This is a genomic window from Micromonospora sp. NPDC004704, from assembly GCF_053601675.1.
On record NZ_JBSGCD010000006.1, the window covers coordinates 62,163 to 79,523 of the forward strand.

General features: G+C 69.7%; 21 protein-coding genes. 11 read left to right on the forward strand and 10 right to left on the reverse strand.

Annotated elements, in window-relative coordinates; genetic code table 11:
- Positions 1-15: 15 nt before the first annotated feature.
- From ACWEFB_RS10205 to ACWEFB_RS10220, 4 genes are read left to right on the forward strand one after another with little or no spacing between them, the layout of a single operon-like run.
- Positions 16-1,002, forward strand: coding sequence for a carbohydrate ABC transporter permease (locus ACWEFB_RS10205; protein ID WP_452284156.1), 987 nt, complete (start codon positions 16-18; stop codon positions 1,000-1,002).
- Entirely contained in the window at positions 999-1,880 is an 882-nt protein-coding gene (locus ACWEFB_RS10210; protein WP_326557820.1) for a carbohydrate ABC transporter permease, read from the forward strand. The genes ACWEFB_RS10205 and ACWEFB_RS10210 overlap by 4 nt, the downstream gene beginning before the upstream one ends.
- 50 nt (positions 1,881-1,930) lie before the next feature.
- Positions 1,931-3,127 carry a Gfo/Idh/MocA family protein gene (locus tag ACWEFB_RS10215; protein ID WP_452284159.1) on the forward strand — a complete coding sequence of 399 codons (1,197 nt, stop codon included), beginning with the start codon at positions 1,931-1,933 and terminating at the stop codon, positions 3,125-3,127.
- The gene (locus ACWEFB_RS10220) at positions 3,124-3,990 is read left to right on the forward strand and encodes a sugar phosphate isomerase/epimerase family protein (RefSeq protein ID WP_452284161.1); all 867 of its coding nucleotides are present in this window, start codon (positions 3,124-3,126) and stop codon (positions 3,988-3,990) included. Before ACWEFB_RS10215 ends, ACWEFB_RS10220 begins: the two co-directional genes overlap by 4 nt.
- A gap of 15 nt (positions 3,991-4,005) precedes the next feature.
- Here ACWEFB_RS10220 and ACWEFB_RS10225 read toward each other — a convergent pair whose 3' ends face one another.
- Complete coding sequence (locus ACWEFB_RS10225) at positions 4,006-5,595, reverse strand: glycosyltransferase 87 family protein (protein ID WP_452284163.1); 1,590 nt, start codon at positions 5,593-5,595, stop codon at positions 4,006-4,008.
- Between the two features lie 132 nt (positions 5,596-5,727).
- On the opposite strand from ACWEFB_RS10225, the gene ACWEFB_RS10230 reads away from it, so the two are divergent.
- Positions 5,728-6,594 (forward strand): maleylpyruvate isomerase family mycothiol-dependent enzyme, encoded by an 867-nt coding sequence (locus tag ACWEFB_RS10230; protein WP_452284165.1) that lies wholly within the window; start codon positions 5,728-5,730, stop codon positions 6,592-6,594.
- Between the two features lie 103 nt (positions 6,595-6,697).
- On the forward strand, positions 6,698-7,675 hold the full coding sequence (locus ACWEFB_RS10235) for a DNA topoisomerase IB (protein WP_452284167.1): 978 nt from the start codon (positions 6,698-6,700) through the stop codon (positions 7,673-7,675).
- A 49-nt stretch (positions 7,676-7,724) separates the two neighbouring features.
- Here ACWEFB_RS10235 and ACWEFB_RS10240 read toward each other — a convergent pair whose 3' ends face one another.
- A complete protein-coding gene (locus ACWEFB_RS10240; RefSeq protein ID WP_452284169.1) occupies positions 7,725-8,351 on the reverse strand; it encodes a hypothetical protein in 627 nt (208 codons plus the stop codon).
- 172 nt (positions 8,352-8,523) lie between these two features.
- Entirely contained in the window at positions 8,524-9,273 is a 750-nt protein-coding gene (locus tag ACWEFB_RS10245; RefSeq protein ID WP_452284171.1) for a VOC family protein, read from the reverse strand.
- A 277-nt stretch (positions 9,274-9,550) separates the two neighbouring features.
- On the opposite strand from ACWEFB_RS10245, the gene ACWEFB_RS10250 reads away from it, so the two are divergent.
- On the forward strand, positions 9,551-9,721 hold the full coding sequence (locus ACWEFB_RS10250) for a hypothetical protein (protein WP_452284173.1): 171 nt from the start codon (positions 9,551-9,553) through the stop codon (positions 9,719-9,721).
- 30 nt (positions 9,722-9,751) lie between these two features.
- Here ACWEFB_RS10250 and ACWEFB_RS10255 read toward each other — a convergent pair whose 3' ends face one another.
- A complete protein-coding gene (locus ACWEFB_RS10255; RefSeq protein WP_452284175.1) occupies positions 9,752-10,267 on the reverse strand; it encodes an HAD domain-containing protein in 516 nt (171 codons plus the stop codon).
- A gap of 88 nt (positions 10,268-10,355) precedes the next feature.
- Here ACWEFB_RS10255 and ACWEFB_RS10260 point away from each other — a divergent pair, with 88 nt between their 5' ends.
- A complete protein-coding gene (locus ACWEFB_RS10260; RefSeq protein WP_452284177.1) occupies positions 10,356-11,195 on the forward strand; it encodes an aldo/keto reductase in 840 nt (279 codons plus the stop codon).
- Positions 11,196-11,221: 26 nt separating this feature from the next.
- On the opposite strand, the gene ACWEFB_RS10265 is transcribed toward ACWEFB_RS10260, so the two are convergent.
- Entirely contained in the window at positions 11,222-11,827 is a 606-nt protein-coding gene (locus ACWEFB_RS10265) for a hypothetical protein (protein WP_452284179.1), read from the reverse strand.
- A gap of 5 nt (positions 11,828-11,832) precedes the next feature.
- Positions 11,833-12,555 carry a VOC family protein gene (locus tag ACWEFB_RS10270; RefSeq protein ID WP_452284181.1) on the reverse strand — a complete coding sequence of 241 codons (723 nt, stop codon included), beginning with the start codon at positions 12,553-12,555 and terminating at the stop codon, positions 11,833-11,835.
- A gap of 263 nt (positions 12,556-12,818) precedes the next feature.
- Here ACWEFB_RS10270 and ACWEFB_RS10275 point away from each other — a divergent pair, with 263 nt between their 5' ends.
- Together ACWEFB_RS10275 and ACWEFB_RS10280 are read left to right on the forward strand one after the other, a co-directional pair.
- A complete protein-coding gene (locus ACWEFB_RS10275; RefSeq protein WP_452284183.1) occupies positions 12,819-13,340 on the forward strand; it encodes a nucleoside deaminase in 522 nt (173 codons plus the stop codon).
- Positions 13,341-13,422: 82 nt separating this feature from the next.
- The gene (locus tag ACWEFB_RS10280; RefSeq protein ID WP_452284185.1) at positions 13,423-14,298 is read left to right on the forward strand and encodes an alpha/beta fold hydrolase; all 876 of its coding nucleotides are present in this window, start codon (positions 13,423-13,425) and stop codon (positions 14,296-14,298) included.
- A gap of 26 nt (positions 14,299-14,324) precedes the next feature.
- Here the strand turns inward: ACWEFB_RS10280 and ACWEFB_RS10285 are convergent, their stop codons facing one another.
- Positions 14,325-15,308: a hypothetical protein gene (locus ACWEFB_RS10285; protein WP_452284187.1), complete on the reverse strand. Its 984-nt coding sequence runs from the start codon at positions 15,306-15,308 to the stop codon at positions 14,325-14,327.
- A gap of 57 nt (positions 15,309-15,365) precedes the next feature.
- Positions 15,366-15,917, reverse strand: a complete 552-nt coding sequence (locus tag ACWEFB_RS10290; RefSeq protein WP_452284189.1) for a YciI family protein — start codon at positions 15,915-15,917, stop codon at positions 15,366-15,368.
- A gap of 89 nt (positions 15,918-16,006) precedes the next feature.
- Between ACWEFB_RS10290 and ACWEFB_RS10295 the strand changes: the two genes are divergently transcribed.
- On the forward strand, positions 16,007-16,561 hold the full coding sequence (locus ACWEFB_RS10295; RefSeq protein ID WP_452284191.1) for a hypothetical protein: 555 nt from the start codon (positions 16,007-16,009) through the stop codon (positions 16,559-16,561).
- A gap of 36 nt (positions 16,562-16,597) precedes the next feature.
- On the opposite strand, the gene ACWEFB_RS10300 is transcribed toward ACWEFB_RS10295, so the two are convergent.
- Both ACWEFB_RS10300 and ACWEFB_RS10305 read right to left on the reverse strand, forming a co-directional pair.
- The gene (locus tag ACWEFB_RS10300) at positions 16,598-16,873 is read right to left on the reverse strand and encodes a hypothetical protein (protein WP_452284193.1); all 276 of its coding nucleotides are present in this window, start codon (positions 16,871-16,873) and stop codon (positions 16,598-16,600) included.
- Positions 16,866-17,171, reverse strand: a complete 306-nt coding sequence (locus tag ACWEFB_RS10305) for a hypothetical protein (protein ID WP_452284194.1) — start codon at positions 17,169-17,171, stop codon at positions 16,866-16,868. The genes ACWEFB_RS10300 and ACWEFB_RS10305 overlap by 8 nt, the downstream gene beginning before the upstream one ends.
- Positions 17,172-17,361 lie beyond the last annotated feature (190 nt).

A 17,361-nucleotide genomic window follows, 5' to 3' on the forward strand; every position in this document is an offset into this window, starting at 1 on the left:
ACCGGCGAAGGTCCGGTGACCACGGCGGCCCCGCCCGGCGCGGAGCAGCCGAGGTCCGCGCCCGGCCCGGTCCGCGCGCCGGCCCCGGTCCACCGCCCGCCGACCCGGGCCCGGCGTACGCGGCAACGCCACCGTCCGCTGTGGATGCTGATCCCCGGTGGGCTGCTGACCCTCGTGGTGATCGTCGTCCCGCTGCTCACCGCCGGTTACATCTCCCTGCTCGACCTCGACCAGTACTCGATCCGGCAGTGGGTGGGTGCGCCGTTCGTCGCGTTCGACAACTACGTCGAGGCGGTCTCCGCCTCCCACCTGCCGCACGCCATCGGCGTCAGCCTCGGTTACGCGCTGCTCGCCACGGTCCTCACCCTGCCGCTGGGTGTCGCCGCCGCACTCGCCACCCACGACCGGTTCCGGGGTCGGGCACTGGTCCGGTCGATCTTCCTGATCCCGTACGTCCTGCCGGCGTTCGTGGTCGGCACGGTGTGGCGGATCATCCTGCAACCCGACGGGGTGGCCAACGCCGCGCTCGGGCAGCTCGGGTTCGCGCCCGGACTCTGGCTCAACGGTCCACGCAGCTTCTGGGCCCTGGTCATCGTGCAGGTCTGGACCGCGTGGCCGCTGGTCTACCTGCTGGCGGTCTCCGGGCTGCACACCGTCGACCCGGTCGTGCACGAGGCCGCCGCGCTCGACGGGGCCGGCTGGTGGGCCAAGCTCCGCTACGTCATCGGGCCCTACCTGCGCGGGCCGGTCTCGTTGGCGCTGGTCATCTCGTTCCTGCACCACGTCAACAACTTCACCCTCCCGTTCGTCCTGTTCGGGGTGCCGGCGCCGCGTGACGTCGAGGTGCTGCCGGTGCTGACGTACGTGGAGAGCTTCCAGAACTTCCGGTTCGGGCTCAGCGCGGCGATGGCGGTCCTGTCTCTGGTGCTGGTCGCCATCCCGATCGCGGTCTACCTGCGAGCCGTCCGACTCGACACCGGAGACGAGGGGCGTACGCCATGACCACCCGTACCCGGGCCACCCGGTCGGCGGAGATCACCCGGCTGCTGCCCGGCCCGCTGCGGGCCCTCGTCCTCGCGGTCCTGTTGCTGCTGGTCGGGGCGCCGCTGCTCTACATGTTCCTCGCCTCGATCAATTCGGACCTCTCCGTCGCCGCCGGTGAGTTCCTGCCGCGCAGCCCGGACTTCGGCAACTACCGGCGGATCTGGTCCACCACCGACCTCGGCCCCGGACTGGTCAACAGCGTGCTGGTGGCCGGCGCCGTCGCGGTGGTCTGCGCCCTGGTCTCGATCGTCAGCGCGTACGTCCTCGTCCGGGTCGCGTTCCGGGGCCGGATCGCCATCCTGCGGGGTCTGCTCGCGTTGCAGACCATCCCCGGCACGCTCATGCTCCTGCCGGTCTTCGTGCTGTTCGCCAGCGCCGCGACGGTCCTCGGGGTCCCGGTGATCGGCACCCGGTGGGCGCTGTGGCTCACGTACCTGACCTTCGGGCTGCCGTTCTCGACCTGGGTCATGGTCACCTACCTGCGCGGCCTGCCCCGCGAGCTGGACGAGGCGGCACGGGTCGACGGGGCCTCGTCGTGGCGGGTGCTGACCCGGATCATCGTGCCGCTGAGCTGGCCCGGACTCGCCGTCTCCGGCATCTTCGCCTTCCTGCTCGGCTGGAACGACGTCCTGTTCGCCTCCGTACTGACCAATCCCGACACCCGTACGGCGGCGGTGTCGCTCCAGATCTTCGGCGCCACCCAGGAGGGCGGTGCGATCCCGGTCTACGGCCAGCTCATGGCGGCGGCGCTGATCTGCGCCGTACCGGTGGTCGTGCTCTACCTCTTCTTCCAGCGCTACCTGATCAGCGGCCTCACCACCGGCGGGGTGAAATGACCCCGGCCCCGCTCGCCGCGAGCCCACCGGACGATCGGAGAACGGACCGTATGAACGGCGGCGCCACCGAACCACCCGCCCCGATCGACGTCGCGATCGTCGGTGCCGGCATCATCGGCGCGAACCACGCGGCGGCCGTCGACCGGCACCCCCGCCTGCGGGTCGCCGCCCTGGTCGACCCGGACGAGGCGGCCAGCCGCGAACTGGCCCGGAGCATTGCCGAGCGCACCGGAACCGGGCCGCCCGGCCGCTACCCGAACCTCGCCGACGCGCTCGCCGACCGCCCGATCGGCCTGGTCGCGATCTGTACGCCGAGCGGCCTGCACGCCCCGATCGCCGAGCAGGCGGTGGCCGGGGGCGCCCACGTGGTGATCGAGAAACCGTTGGACGTGACCCTGCGCCGGGCCAGGAGGCTGGCCGACGCCGCCACCGACGCGCGGGCCCGGGGACTCGTCGTCTCCGTGGTGAGCCAGCACCGCTTCGACCCGGCCAGCGTGGCGGTCGCCGACGCCGTCGCCGCCGGGCAGCTCGGGCCGATCACCTCCGCGGTGGCGTCCGTACCGTGGTGGCGCGACCAGGGCTACTACGACTCGGCCGACTGGCGCGGCACCTGGGCGTACGACGGCGGTGGTGCGCTGATGAACCAGGGCGTGCACACCGTGGACCTGCTCCTCTGGCTGCTCGGGCGACCGGTCGAGGTCTCCGCCCAGACGGCGAGGCTGGCCCACCACGGGATCGAGGTCGAGGACGTGGCGGTCGCCACCATCCGGTTCGCGTCCGGGGCGCTGGCCGTGCTGCACGCGACCACGGCGGCCTACCCCGGTCTGGGGACGCGGCTCCAGGTGCACGGCACCCTCGGCTCCGCGGTCATCCACGACGACCAGCTCGAATATTTCCACGTCGCGGGCGACACCGAAGACCGTCCGCCCCGACGGCCACCCAACCAGGCAGCCGAACGGGTCCCGGTCGGTGACCTGCGCGGCGCACCCAAATCGGAGGACGGTTTCGTGCTCGGTCACCTGCGCCAGTACCAGGATGTCGTCGACGCGATCGACCGGCGGCGACCACCCGGTGTCACGGTCGAGGACGGGCTGCTGTCGCTCGCCGTGGTCGAGGCGGTCTACCGGTCCGCCGCACTGGCCCGCCCGGTCGCGGTCGCCGACGTACTCGCCGGGGCCTTCGACGACCTGCCGTACGTCACCGGCGGCACGGTGCCGGTCCAGGCAGGGGAGGCGGGGCCCCGATGAGGTTCTCCGTCTTCACCGCGTCGACCCCGGAGTGGACACCGACCCAGGCGGCGAACGCCCTGGCGGCACAGGGCTGGGACGGCATCGAGTGGCGGGTCACCGACCAGGAGCCGTCGGCCGAGCCGGGCTTCTGGGCCGGCAACCGGGCCACCTGGCCGCTACAGGGGCTGGAGGACCACCTGGCCGAGATAGCCAGGATCACCCGGTCGGCCGGGCTCGACTACTCCGGCCTCGGTGGGTACGTGCGCTGCGGCGAGCGGGCGGACGTGGAGCGGATGCTGGCCGCCACCGCCGCTCTCGGCGCCGGCCGGGTACGGGTGACGATGCCGGCGCTGGGCACCGGCCGGTATCCGGAGCTGTTCGACGCCACCCGCCGTGACCTGGACTGGGCCGCCGGCCGGGCCGCCGCGTACGGGGTCAGCGTGCTGGTCGAGCTGCACCACCGGACCATCGTGGCGTCGTCGTCGGCCGCGATTCGGCTGGTCGAGGGGCTGGACCCGGCCCGGGTCGGGGTGATCCACGATGTCGGCAACCTGGTCATCGAGGGGCACGAGGACTACCTGGCGGCGTTCGAGATGCTGGGTCCGTACCTCGCCCACGTGCACGTCAAGAACGTCGCCTGGCGGTCGGTGGGCCAGCGGCCGGACGGGGCGACCGTGTGGGCGGAGGACTGGGCGCCGCTGCGGGACGGGCAGGCGGACCTGGACGCGTACTTCGAGGCACTGGCGGCGATCGGGTACGACGGGTGGGTGACGGTCGAGGACTTCTCCACCGCCCAGCCGCTCGCCGAACGTACCCGTGACAACCTGGCGTACCTGCGGGAGGTTGCCGAACGGGCACGCTCCGGCCACTCCTCGGCCTGAGATCCGGTACCGCCGCTACGGGTTGAGTTCGTCGGTGAAGCTCGCCAGCTCCCGCCCGTCGGCCCCGTACGCGACCAACCGCCCGTGGGCCATGTTCGCGCTGCGGAACGAGAACTCCCGCTGCCCCGGATGGAGGTCGAGCAGCGGGATCACCCGGGGCGCACCGCCGGGCGCGGACCGGTATTCGAGCCGGGTGACGGATCCGTCAACGACGCCGTTCACCCGTACCTTCGTCTTCTCCCGGACGACGCCGAAGCGGACCGCGGCCCCGGCCGACGGGGCAGCGCATCCCGCGACGTCCCGGCAGTAGTAGAAGTAGCGCGGGTTGTCCGCGTCCGTCACGGTGTACGCCTTGAACGTCGGGTCGGCCCCCGCTGGCAGCGGCAGTACGGCGAAACACGCCAGCGTGGCCGTGACCGCGGTGACCGCCCGCAGCCAGCCGCGACGCTGACCGGCAGGCCGACGGGCGGTGCCGACCGCGACCACGGCGATCCCGCCGAAGCCGGCCAGGCAGACGGTGACCGCACCGAGGGCGCGGGCGTTCTCCAGCAGGAACTGGAGGCCGGGGAAGGTCGACACGTCGTCCAGCAGCGCACCGAGACTGAACACCGTCACCACCAGCAGGGCTGCCCCGGCGACCCGGCGCAGCACGCCCCGGGCGGCGACCAGGAGCATCGCCGCGAGCACCGTCCAGACCTGGTGGTGGGTCCACGACACCGGGGAGGCGACCACCGTGGCGCAGCCGACCAGGACCGCGGCGCGTACCGGCTGGTCGTCCAACTGGAGACTCCGGGCCCGCAGCAGGGCGGTGCCGCAGACCAGGGCAACCAGCGCGGCCCAGAGCAGCGGCAGCGTCTCTGGGGACACCCCGACCCGCATCAGCATGCCGTGCACGGACTGGTTGCCCAGTGAGGCGAGGTTGCCGATCCGGGACGTCTCCAACATCATCCCGGTCCAGTACGTCCAACTGTCGGTGGGCAGCACGACCGCCGCGAGGACGGCGCAGCCCACGAACGCACCGAGCGCGCGGGCGGCGTCCCGGTGCCGGCGCGAGACCAGGAAGAAGATCACGAACAGCAGCGGGGTCAGTTTGATCGCGGCGGCGACGCCGACCAGCACGCCCCGGTAACGCGCCGGGGTGAGCCCCACCGCGTCGACCAGGGCGAGCAGCACGATGAACATGCTGACCTGGCCGAACCGCAGGTTGCTCTGCGCCGGTGCGGAGACCAGCACCGCGCAGGCGATGGCGGCGACGACGAGCTGACGGTGCCGGGGCGCGACGGGGAACGCGCCACGCACCGTCGCGGCGATGGCGGCCACCGCCGCGATCGTCCCGACCAACCAGATCACCTGTACGGCGGACTCCGGCAACGCCACCATCGGGCGCAGCAGCAGCATCGCGAACGGCGGGTACGTGAACGGCCCACCGTTGGCCGCGGCGTACTCGTACAGCGGGCGGGCGGCTTCGACGGTCTGCGCCGCTCCGTAGTAGATGTGCAGGTCGGACAGACGGTCCCAGTCCGGCCGGCGGAGCACCAGCACCGACGACACGACGGCGATCACGCCGAAGAGCGACCACATCGAAGCAGCCCTACGCCATGGCATCGGACCAACGTACCCAACATGCGCGTCGGAGGGCACACAGCGTGTGGGATCGATGCTAGGTTGACGTCCCGGTCCCGGCAGCGGTGAGTGGCGGGGCGATGACCAACCGTTGGAGAGATCGTGTCCGGAACGGTGACGCAAGACCAGTGGCAGGCCGCCCGGGGCGCGTTGCGTGATGCCGGAGACCGGTTCGTCGACCTGATCTCCGGGGCGCGGGGCGAGACACCGGTGACCCCGCACTGGACGGTCGCGCAGATGACGGCCCACGTCGCGGCGACCGCCCGGCTCTACGCCTCGATGGTCGAGACCGATCCCGTCCCGCTGCCGGTCCCCGGACTCCACGAGCGGCTACAGAGCACCACCGTGGACACCGTCGCAGACCTCAACGAGGTGTTCCTCGCGCACTACCCCGAGCGCGACCTGACCGTGCTCGGCGAGCAGCTACGGGCCGACATCGACCACATCCTGCGGGTGACCGCCGACCGGGACCACGCGGCCGGGATCGACTGGCTCGGCGGATCGTACCCACCCCTGGCCGGGATCCTCGCCCACCTGGTCAACGAGCTGATGATCCACGGCTGGGACATCGCCCGCCTCCTGCGGGTGCCGTGGGAGATCCCGCCCGCGTACGCCGGTCTGTACCTCGACCTGTTCGTCATGGGCATGCTCGGCGACGGTTATGACCACGGACGGCTGCTGGACAACGACGAGCCGCCACGGGAGCGTCGGATCGCGGTCGAGTTCCGCTCCCGGTACACCTCACCGGTCACGGTCGTGCTGCACAAGGGTTTGGTGACCTCCGAACCGCCCGGATCCGCTCCGGACATACGGCTGTCGTTCAACCCGGTCACCCTCAACCTGCTGATGTTCGGCCGGGTCGGAACGGCGCGGGCACTGCTCAGCAGGGGAGTGGCCGTCACCGGTCCCCGCCCCTGGCTGCTGCCGACCTTCCTGCGTACGCTGCGTGCACCCGGCCCCCTGCGCGCACCCGCCGCCTGAACGACGCCGGCCACGTCACCACGCCCACGGTTTACCGCATTTCCGGTACGGGTACCGCACCCGGAAGATCGACCGGTGAACCGTCGGCGAGGAGTGGGGAGCAGTGCGGCTGCGGCGTACGGATCTGACGAAACCCGGCTACGGCCGGCGCGTACGGGGCCGTGGGGTCAGCTTCCTCGACCGCGACGGACGCCCGCTGCGCGACCCGGACGAGGTGCAACGCCTCCGTGAGCTGGTGATCCCACCGGCCTGGCGGGACGTCTGGATCTGCCCCGATCCCCACGGCCACATCCAGGCCACCGGAACCGACGCGGCCGGACGGAAGCAGTACCTCTACCACCCGCGCTGGCGGGCGAACCGGGACCGGGACAAGTTCGCGCACGTCCTGACGGTCGCCCGGCGGCTACCGGCGTTGCGCCGGAGAATCAACCGTGATCTTGCCGGCCGGGGGCTGAACCGTGCCCGAGTGCTCGCCGCCGTCGTCAAACTGCTCGACCTGGGCATGTTCCGCATCGGTGGCGACCAGTACGCCACCGGCGACGACCCGACGTACGGCGTGTCGACCCTGCGCCCGGAACACGTACGCCCCGGGCGCGGCTGCGTGGTCCTGGAGTTCGCCGCGAAGGGTGGGATCGAACAGGCACGGCAGGTCACCGACCCGGAGGTCTGCCGGGTCCTGCGGGACCTGCGCCGCAGGCGCCGCGACTCCGACCGGTTGTTCGGATACTGGGCGGGGCGGCGCTGGCACGACGTGCACGCCGACGACGTCAACAACTACCTGCGCGAGTTGAGCGGGATGCCGATGTCGGCGAAGGACTTCCGTACCTGGAAGGCGACGGTGCGTACGTCCCGGGTGCTGGCCGAGGCGGCGCCGCAGCGGTCGAAGACCGGCCGTCGCAGGGTCGTCGCCGAGGCGATGCGGGACGTGTCCGACCTGCTCGGCAACACCCCCGCCGTCGCGCGGACGTCGTACGTGGACCCGACCCTGCTCGACCGGTACGACAACGGCCAGACACCCGACATCCAACCCGGTACGTCCGACGAGGCGGCCGAACGCGCCGTGCTCAGATTCCTTGGCTAGTGCCGTGACCGGATAGGTTCGCCGGGTTGCCGGTGAAGCCGATCTCCTCCTAGGACCGCGGTGTGCTGACCCAGCGCCACGTGGTGAGACGAGGGTGCCCCGGCAGTTCGGTGCGGCCGGTGGCCCACAGCAGGGTGAGCCAGGGATCCGTACCGCTCGGAGCCTCTGGAAACAGACGGGCGAGCACCCGCGAGCAGAGAGCGGAGGGCGGGGTCCAGGCAAGCCCGAAGCCTTCCGCCAGATCGTGCATGTGTACCAGCGTCTCTACCACCCCCATCGCCGCAAAGCCTTCGGGGTCCGACACCCCGGCGCCGTGGTGGGCGCGGACCCGGGGCGGCGTCGTGCGCACCATGGCGACCAGCAGCGCACCACACGCCTCCAGCACCTGCACCAGGCCGGCCGGACCCGCGTCACGGTCCGCGAAGAGGAAGTTCGCGGGCCCGTCCGGCCTCTTCCGGCTCAACACGAAAGGGACATGGGTGTCCAGCGGCGGGCTCTGCGGCCCCAACTGCACGGCGTAGTAGAACAGGTCATCGGCGAGATGCTCGGCGGTCTCCCAGCAGTCCCACTCCAGCGAACCGGCCCTACCGGCCCACCCCTGTGGGGGTGCCTCCCGAAGGACGCCCACGGCGAGCCGCACGGCAAGGTCGACGTCGTCCGCGGTGACGGGAGACAAGACTGATCCGGTTTCGGCTGATCGAGACATGGCAGCACCGTATCGCGAGGGAAGAGGGCAACCTGATTCAGTCCGCGAGAACCGGAGCCGGATGTTCGCCACTTCGGCGCCACCTCGGCTTCCGGTCCCCACGGATGTTCGTCAGAACGAGCGGCTACGTCACCCTGCGTACCTACACCTCCACTGCACCCCGAACTCCTCGCAGCGCCGCTGCGAGGTCGGCAGCGATCTCGAAGGTCGGTGCCGCCCTCCCGGTCTCGTCTGCGTCCAGCGCGATGTGCTCGACGCGGGCCAGCATCTCCGTTGCGGTTTCCCGGTCATGGAGCGCCATCGCCAGTTCTGCGCGGTACACCAGTACCTCTACGTGTGTGACGGGGTCATCGTCGGCCTGCGGGCGAGCCAACGCGCTGTCGAGGATGCGGACTGCCTGGCCGGCGTCACCTTTGGAGTCGGCCAGCACGACGGCGTTCGCCAGCGCTTTGGCGAGTCGTCCGGCGGGTGCGGGTGCGGGGGCTGGCGTGGGCATCGTGGCGGGGTTCTGGAAGACGCGGATCCAGTTGCCGCCCGGGTCGATGACGCTGAATCCGCCCAGCCCGTCGGCGTTCTTTCGAGCCCTGGGCCGGGTCATCCGCGGCATTCCGGACACCAGGACTTTGCCGTACGCGGCCCGCATGCCGGTAGCGAAAGCCCGGTGCAGTTCCGCGATGTCCGGGGTGATCACGAGACAGGAGCCGTAGGAATGCTCTGGGTCGAACCCGGCGATCTCGAAGAATTGCAGGTGCAGGTCTTCACGTTGCAGTGCCACGCAGGGGTTGGGTTTGCGCTGCTTATACGTGGTGCTGAAGCCGAGAACCCGGTAGAAGGTTTCGATGTCGTCAATCGACGCGCAGGGCAGCAGGGGAACGGTCACCTCGTTGGTCATGGCTCTTTCCTAGGCGTCACGGAGGGTCCGTCGCACATGGAAATAGCCGATCATCGCCCGAGCCCATCCGATCGGCCGATGCGACCGCAGTCGGCGTGCGACCGACGAGCCTCCAAAGTGACGAGATCTCGCTGGCGCCCGAACTCACTGACATCTGGCGCTCGCGAGCATCGGCGGAGCGGCAGGCGCCTGGTACAGCTCACGGCGGCGCGTACCCGGCGCCGACGATGATCCGTGTATCGACCTGCGGCGCGAGTTCCAGGAGGCAGGGCTGCGCGTGTTTCTCGCCAACGACGACCTGCGCGTCCGCTGCCGCATCATCTCGCTGCTGAACCTCCGCGTCGACGAGAACTCGCCGGAGCTGCACCCGCTGATCGCCGAGGTGATCCGGATCGCCCACGCCCACCCCGACGACGCCATCGTCAGTCGCATCCGCGCAGGAACCTGATGGTTCGCGGCGGACACTCTATGCGGCTGATCAAGTCGTGTCGTCACCCCGGACGAGCCATCGACGGATCGTCGACAGGTCCGCCTCGGTCAGGCCGGTGTACGGGTCGACACGGTGCAGCAGCGCCCTTGCCAGGTGATGCGCCTTGACCCATCGCCGGTCGGCGTCGGTTGTCTCGTCGTCGAGCCAGACGAACGGACGTCCGGCTGCCCACCGGGTCAGGAACACGGTTTTCCAGTGCAGGCCGCGCTCCGGATCCTCGTCGCCGTCCGGCCATTCCACGACCGGGAGGTCCGGAAGCCCGAGCCGTGGCGAGATGACCTCGTTCGCCTCCGTCATCCACGTCGTTGCCCAGACCAACTGGCATCCCAGGGACATCAGTCTGCGCCCGTCATCCGGGTCGAGCCGATCGAGCAGGGGGCTGCCCGTACCGTCCGATGGTCGAGCCGGGGAAGGTCCTCGATCAGCCGGCCGGGCCTTGAACGGGATCAGCGGTCCGTCCACGTCGAGGAAGAGTAGGGGGCGGGTGGTGAGGCCGAGCGTCACGCCCGAACCGTAACGTGAGGACGGTCCGGGCTGCACCGGGTACGCGGCCGGACGCCGGGCGGCCCCTACCAGACAGCGGGGAGAGCGCATGACATCGACCGTGTTTCGTTTCGACCAGGGCCTGGCGGTACGGCGGCTGGGGTTCGGTGCCATGCACCTGCCCACCGAGCGGGGTCCTGCCCACGAAGCCGCGCTGACGGTGGTCCGGCGAGCCGTCGAACTCGGCGTCACGCTGATCGACACCGCCTACCTGTACGGCGGGGGAGCCAACGAGGAACTCCTCGCCGAGGCCCTCCACCCCTATCCGGAAGGGCTGCTCATCACCACGAAGGTCGGTGTCGCACGCTCTGGGGCTGGGGGCGAATGGAAGCTGGACGGGCGCCCGGCGGTCCTGCGTACGCAGGTCGAGCAGGGATTGCGCCGGCTGCGGCTGGAGCGGATCGAGCTGCTCCAGCTACATCGGATCGATCCGGAGACACCGCTCGCTGACCAGCTCGGCACACTGGGCGATCTGAGGGCCGAGGGAAAGATCGGCCGGATCGGACTTTCCGAGGTCACCGTCGCCGAACTCGACCAGGCACGGCGGGTCGTCGACGTGGCGAGTGTGCAGAACAGGTACAACGTGCTCGATCGCGAGCACGAGCCCGCACTCGAAGCCTGCGAGCGGGCGGGGATCGCGTTCCTGCCCTGGCGGCCGGTCGCGGCAGGTTCGTCGGGAGCGAAGGCGGAGATCGCGGCGGTGGCGGCCGAGGTCGGTGCCACACCCACACAGGTTGCGCTCGCGTGGCTGCTGGGCCGGTCGCCGGTGATGCTTCCGATTCCGGGCACCGCTCGGCTGGACCACCTGGAGGAAAATCTCGCCGCGGAAGGGCTCCACCTGAGCCGAGCCCATCGCGCCCGCCTGGACCGGCTGCACGAGCCGGCGTGAGACTTCAAGCCAGTCCGTCATCCGCGTCATCGGGTGGCCGGCTCGTACCGGAGATTCTCACCAGCCGGCAGCAGATATCCCTCCCAGCGCGGTTCCGGTGCGACGCCGTTGAGCTGTTCGGAGGTGATGTTGCCGTCCACTTCGAAACCGATGAGGCCGAGCCGGAACGGGACCTCGTGGAAGATTCTCGTGCCGACGGCGGCCAGCCAGTCGTCCAGGGGGCGCCGCCAGACCAGGGAATCCTCCCCGCTCCGGGAGTCGAAAGGGAAACCGCCGATGCGCGGGTCGACGCGTCCCAGAGCTCCCAGGGGCAGGTAGAACTCAAACCGTTCAGGATGCTCGTCGTCACCCAGGATCAGGCAGCCGCACACCACTCGGTGACCATTCGGAAGGAGCACCGTCCCCCGCAGGTGGCCGAAGGTCGTCAGGGACGAGACGGTGCAGGGAACTTCCGCCTGCTCACCAGGTTCATGGTCTCGGGAACCGTAGCAGCCGTCGATGGAAGCCGCTCGCCACAAAGCCTTCAGCGCCCTTTGTAAGCCTTGATGATCCAGGTCGCCCAACTCGATGGACAGCTCGTAGAACCCTCCCGACCAGTTTTCGTCGTCGGTGAACGAGGCTGGATCAGGCATGGTCCCTACCGGGGGCTCAGGACGCAGAACTCGTTACCGTCGGGGTCGGCCAACAGCACCCGGCCGGCGTCGTCCTGGCCGGTGTCGATTCGGGTGGCCCCGAGGGCGAGGAGACGGTCGACCTCCGCTTGCTGGTCACCGTCGGCGGGTGGAGCGAGGTCGAAATGCAGCCGGTTCTTCCCGGTTTTCGGCATCAGCGGCGGGCCGCCCCAGGTGATCTTCGGACCGCCGTACGGGGAGCGGATCGCGGTCTCCTGGTCCTGGTCCCAGACCAACGGCCAGCCCAGCGCCTCGCTCCAGAAGTAGCCGACCCGCTGCGAACCGTCGGACGAGAGCGCGCCGATGAATCCGCACTCGGCTAGGAAGTTGTTGCCCGGCTCGATGACGCAGAACTCATTGCCCTCGGGGTCGGCGAGCACCACGTGATCCTCATCCGGGAGTTGGCCGACGTCGATGTGCCGCGCGCCGAGCTTGAGTGCCGTCGCCACCGTCTGCTGCTGCTGATCGAGGGACGCGCTCGTCAGATCGAAGTGGATCCTGTTCGGGCCGGTCTTCTGCTCCTGGCTCGGGAGAAATCGGAGCCGGAACCCGGTGTCGTCGCTCGGCAGGACGGCGATGCCGTCGTGGGGATCGTCGGCCAACTCCCAGCCCAGGACACCGGCCCAGAATTGCCCGACACGGAGTGGGTCGTTGGCGTCAAAACAAAGCGCAAAAAGTTGGGTGGTCATCCGGCTTCGCATCTCCGATCTGGTGACTCATGGTCGGAGACACGGCACCTCCGCCCTGTCCCGCGAGGAAATCAACGCTAGGACGGTCGGCACCCGCGCCGCAACGCGAATACCAGCAGGGCATGGGCTGACGGCACCTCGCCGCGTCAGCGCCCGAAGTCCCGATAGGTTCGAGACCTGCTGATCGATTTCCGAAGACCACCGTCCGTACGGCTGGAGATCCACACCGCCGCGCCGGTGTTCGGCGAGCAAAGGGAGTTGGCATGACACCGGACGAACTTGTCACTCTGGCGCTTGAGGTCTCCGAGGAGGGCATGCGGGCGGGTGAGCTGCCTGTCGGTGCGGTCGTGGTGATGGGCGACGAGATCATCGGGCGTGCATACACCCAGGAGCGGACGCAGGGCAGACGACTGGTCCACGCCGATCTGCTGGCCCTGGAACAGGCCGACCGGAGCCTCGGCTGGAAGCAGCGAAGGCATCCCCTGACGTTGGCGATCACGTTGGAGCCGTGTCTCATGTGCCTCGGAGCCGCGATGGCGCTCGGCGTGTCCCAGGTCTACTACGGTCTGGAGGCACCTGACGACGGCGCCGCCGGCGTACCCGCCGTATGGCAGCCGCCTCGGCAAACCATGTGGTTTTCGCAGGTACCTGCCGTGGCGGGCGGATACCGTCGATTCGAGTGCCGGGACCAGTTCCGCCGCTACGCTCTGACCGCGTCGAACACCAATCTGCGCCGGTACGCCGAAAGCATGAGTATCGAGCCGGACGAATCGATCGGGGTGTGACCACGGCGGGGAATCTGACGGCGGCGACGACTCGCGCAGATGGCGCGCCGAATTGTCTCCCGCCGGCCGTAGTCTCACCGGCATGACAACTCCGCAGACACATACCCTCGCCATTGCGGGCGTCGACCTGGTCTACGACGTGCGCGGTCCGCTGCCCCCGTCCGGCGGGCGCCCCGCCCTGCTCATGATCGGCCAGCCGATGACGGCGGAGGGTTTCGAGGCGCTCGCCGTGTACTTCGGGGACCGTACGGTGGTCACCTATGACCCGCGTGGTCTGGGTCGGAGCATCCGCAAGGACGGGCGGTCCGACCACACACCGCAGCAGCAGGCGGCCGACCTGCACCTGCTGATCGAGGCGCTCGGTGCCGGGCCGGTCGAGGTGTTCGCCAGCAGCGGCGGTGCGGTGACCGCCCTGGAACTGGTCGCGGCGTACCCCGGCGACGTTGTCACGCTGGTGGCGCACGAGCCGCCGATCAACGCGGTGCTCCCCGACGCCACGGCCGCCGAGCGTGCCCGCGCGGGCTTCCACGAGGCGTACCAGGCGAAGGGCAACGGGGCGGGCATGGCGGCGTTCATCCTGATGACCTCGTGGCAGGGCGAGTTTACCGACGCGTATTTCGCCCAGCCCACGCCCGACCCGGCGATGTTCGGCATGTCGACCGAGGACGACGGCAACCGCGACGATCCGCTGCTGTCGAAGAACTCGTGGGCGATCACCGACTACCGCCCGGACGCGAGCGTGCTCACCGCCGCACCGACCCGGATCGTGATCGCGGTCGGCGAGGAGTCGGCGGGGACCTACACCGCGCGTACGGCCGCAGGCACGGCGGGGTTGCTCGGCCAGGAGGCGACGGTGTTCCCGAGCCACCACGGCGGCTTCCTCGGTGGCCAGTTCGGTTACGCGGGCAAGCCCGAGGAGTTCGCGGCGAGGCTGCGCGAGGTGCTGGACGCGGGCTGAGCGTCAGGTCGGAACCGGATCGACATCTAGGACCGTGCGGGTCGCCAGGACGGTCCCGCGATTCCGGGCGGCGTGCGCCACGTCGGCCTGGTGGCTTGCCAGGTCGCGGGCCACTGCCTGGGCGGGAGTGCCAGGGTGGCGCACACCTCCCGGGCCAGGCCCTCGGGGGTCCGGCCCTGCCACGGGCAGTCGACAAAGACCTGGTAGTCGTCGTCGATCTGAAGCGCGACCCGGAACAACTCGGGGTCGCGGTAGTCGTTCGCGACCCAGCTCGACCTGAGGCCGTGGGTGCGCAGCCGATCGTGGTCCATGTTCGTCAGGACAAGCCGTCCGGCCGTCCGTTCCGGTGTCTCCCACGAATGGTCTGCGGCCACCCGTGCGACCTCGGCGTCGTACCGGGTTGCGGTGAAGGAGACGCCGCGGAGCATGGGCGCCTCGATCGACCAGTCCCAGTGGACCAGGTCGCCGTCCCGGACGATGGTCACGTCCGTGGACCCACACCCGTACACGCCGCAGGTGCAGCGGGCGATCGGGACGGTGCGCGGTTGCGACGTGGCCACGAGACGATTGGTGGGGACAAGGATTTCGTACGGGTCCATCCCGAGCCCGGCTCCGGCGGAGGTCATCTCCACGTCGTTGACGTACACCCGCACCTGGAATCCACCGCCGGTGGCGGCGGTCGCCGACGACACCTCCAGACGCAGGGAGTCCACTCCCGGTCGGCGGGCGATGCCTCCACCTGCAGCGACGGTGAAGCCAATGGGAACGGTGCCCGGATAGGGGATTCCGAGTTCCTCGAGCGATGTGACGACGAGTTCGCGAACATCCCAGGACGAGTCCCGTACGGAGGCACCTGCGAGTTCGCACAGTGCGGGCGAGTCCAGCCCGTCGACGAGCGCCTGGCAGGCGGCATGGATCATGTCTTCGAAGCCGTACCCGGTGTCCGCGTTCCACCGCGCCACAGCGTCGTACAGGCGCTTTTCGGCGATTTCGCCACCCGTTTCGGTCACGGTCACCATCGTCCACGACCGTTCCGGGGACCGCATCGGCATTAGTGTCGGGGAGGTTCAGCGCGTACCCGGCCTGCCGCCGAACCGCCAGTGATGAACTTCCGTAGGGCCTTCGCCACCTGTCGGCAACGAGGTCGCCGCAGCTTCACGGTCCGGTGCCTCCAGGAGAGCCACCCGGCCAAGGTGCGTTTCGCCGTCCAGGGCGAGTAGGTCGCCGTACACGATCGTGTGTTTCGGGGTGATCGGTCCGGGACCCGGGTCGCCCCAGGCAATGACGAGGAACCGGCCGTAGCCGTCGACCGCCTCGTTGAAGTCCCACATCGTACGGCCGAGGACGTTGACGAAGCCGCACAGCAGGATCGAGTCGAACACCCCGGCGCGGTGGTACGGCTCCTCGTAGGCGAACGCGTGGACAGCCAGCGCGTCGGGCAGGTCGACGATGTGCAGGCTGCCCGTCGACTCCGCCTCCTGGCCATCACCGGTCAGGGTCGGCCCACGGGCGATGAGTCTGTCGGCGTACGAATCCATGAAGGCCCAGTGCTCGGCGTTCAGGCTTCTCTTGAGCCCGAAGGATCCGGGACGGTCACGGCCGTAGACGAAATACTGCACGCCGCCCAGCCTAGAGATCGCCGACAGCGGCCTGAACCAGCCCTCGCTCGGGACAGACGAGCAGACAGAGCCGGTGCGAGGATCAGTGCGTGGAGATTCGGTTCGACTTCGGTGACGAGCATGGCCGGGTGTTGGTGGATGTCGTACCGAACACCGACCCGGTGGCCGTCGGTAAGACCGAGCGGGAACTCGGGATGCCGGTGTGTACGGCGTCCGTGAAGTTCAGTGCGCGCGGTTACCGGTCGCTGCTCGGCTGGGTGCAACTGGTACGTGAGCCAGGCCCGTCGGACCCGTTCGGGATCGACCCGTTCGACCTGTTCGAGGACTCCACCGCGCCGTTCGCCTGGTACGGCTTCCAACCGGACCTGTTCGACGCCCCTTCCCGCCGGCGCACCGGTCCGGTGCGGTGGGAAGCGCACAGTTTCCTGACCATCGGCCCCTGGGACGTCGACCCGACGCTCGTGGTTCCCCTGGTCGGGTTCGCCTGGGGTTACGGCTATGACGAGGATCCGGAGGACCAACCGCACCTGTCCCCGGTGCGCCTGCTCGGCCCGGCTGACTGGGACGGCCATCGTCCCTACCTGGCCGGGCGGTACCCGACCTGGAAGTTCGACGTCGGGAGCCCGCTCGCCGACCAACGGTGACGAGCGTTCCCCACAGGCGGATTGCGACCGGGTCGGTCATCGGGTCCGGCGTACCCGTACCCAGCCGAGGAAACGGTGGTGGATGGCGTCCGGCTCGATGGCCAGCTCCACTGCCGGATTGACGGCGGTGAGGTCGGCGAGGGCGTGCACGAACTGTGCACCGAGGTAGAGGTACAGCTCGACCTGTCGGTCTCGGAAACCGTGTGTCAGGTCGAGTTTGGCGTCCGCGCAGGGCCACGGTTGCGCGTCGGTCCGGCAGATCCAGAATGGTCGCAGGGGAGTGTGCGTCGCCAACTCCGGCGGATCAGGCATGACCGTCCCGCCCGATCGGGCCGGGTACGGCCGGCAGCCAGTCGGGGACATGTCCCGGCAGCGCGCGGCGGCGTACGACAAAGGGCATCTCGGGTTTTTCCGGTTCGCCCGGTGGCATCTCGACGCCGCGCAGGGACAACCATTCCCCGCCCCACACCGAGGCGTCCTTCGGCAGGTACGTCACCCGTAGGTGCAGGTCACCGTCGCCGGGCCGGAGATGTGGGTGGGTGCCACGATGGTACTCGTCGTGCTCGGCGTTCACGATGTCGCCGATTTCCACGAGCGGTCTCCCGCTCATTTCGTGGAAGTTCCGCGCAGCGGGTTTTTGGTCGTCGTGTTCGGACATCGGCGCGTCTCCTTTCCTCGGTGGAAGGGGCCGCCCCGCTCGCACGGGCGGGTGGGGAAGGAACGGGGCGGCCCCGCGGTTCCGCCCGGGCGTTTGCCGACAGCTCCGAGCGGTTCCACTAGTGACACCTTGGTACCGCACC

Coding starts and splice junctions, on each gene's coding strand:
- ACWEFB_RS10265 (WP_452284179.1), bottom strand. CDS start 11,827: ATGCCTGATCCAGCCTCGTTCACCGACGACGAAAACTGGTCGGGAGGG.
- ACWEFB_RS10280 (WP_452284185.1), top strand. CDS start 13,423: ATGACAACTCCGCAGACACATACCCTCGCCATTGCGGGCGTCGACCTG.
- ACWEFB_RS10225 (WP_452284163.1), bottom strand. CDS start 5,595: ATGCCATGGCGTAGGGCTGCTTCGATGTGGTCGCTCTTCGGCGTGATC.
- ACWEFB_RS10305 (WP_452284194.1), bottom strand. CDS start 17,171: ATGAGCGGGAGACCGCTCGTGGAAATCGGCGACATCGTGAACGCCGAG.
- ACWEFB_RS10270 (WP_452284181.1), bottom strand. CDS start 12,555: ATGACCACCCAACTTTTTGCGCTTTGTTTTGACGCCAACGACCCACTC.
- ACWEFB_RS10275 (WP_452284183.1), top strand. CDS start 12,819: ATGACACCGGACGAACTTGTCACTCTGGCGCTTGAGGTCTCCGAGGAG.
- ACWEFB_RS10300 (WP_452284193.1), bottom strand. CDS start 16,873: ATGCCTGATCCGCCGGAGTTGGCGACGCACACTCCCCTGCGACCATTC.
- ACWEFB_RS10245 (WP_452284171.1), bottom strand. CDS start 9,273: ATGACCAACGAGGTGACCGTTCCCCTGCTGCCCTGCGCGTCGATTGAC.
- ACWEFB_RS10210 (WP_326557820.1), top strand. CDS start 999: ATGACCACCCGTACCCGGGCCACCCGGTCGGCGGAGATCACCCGGCTG.
- ACWEFB_RS10260 (WP_452284177.1), top strand. CDS start 10,356: ATGACATCGACCGTGTTTCGTTTCGACCAGGGCCTGGCGGTACGGCGG.
- ACWEFB_RS10220 (WP_452284161.1), top strand. CDS start 3,124: ATGAGGTTCTCCGTCTTCACCGCGTCGACCCCGGAGTGGACACCGACC.
- ACWEFB_RS10215 (WP_452284159.1), top strand. CDS start 1,931: ATGAACGGCGGCGCCACCGAACCACCCGCCCCGATCGACGTCGCGATC.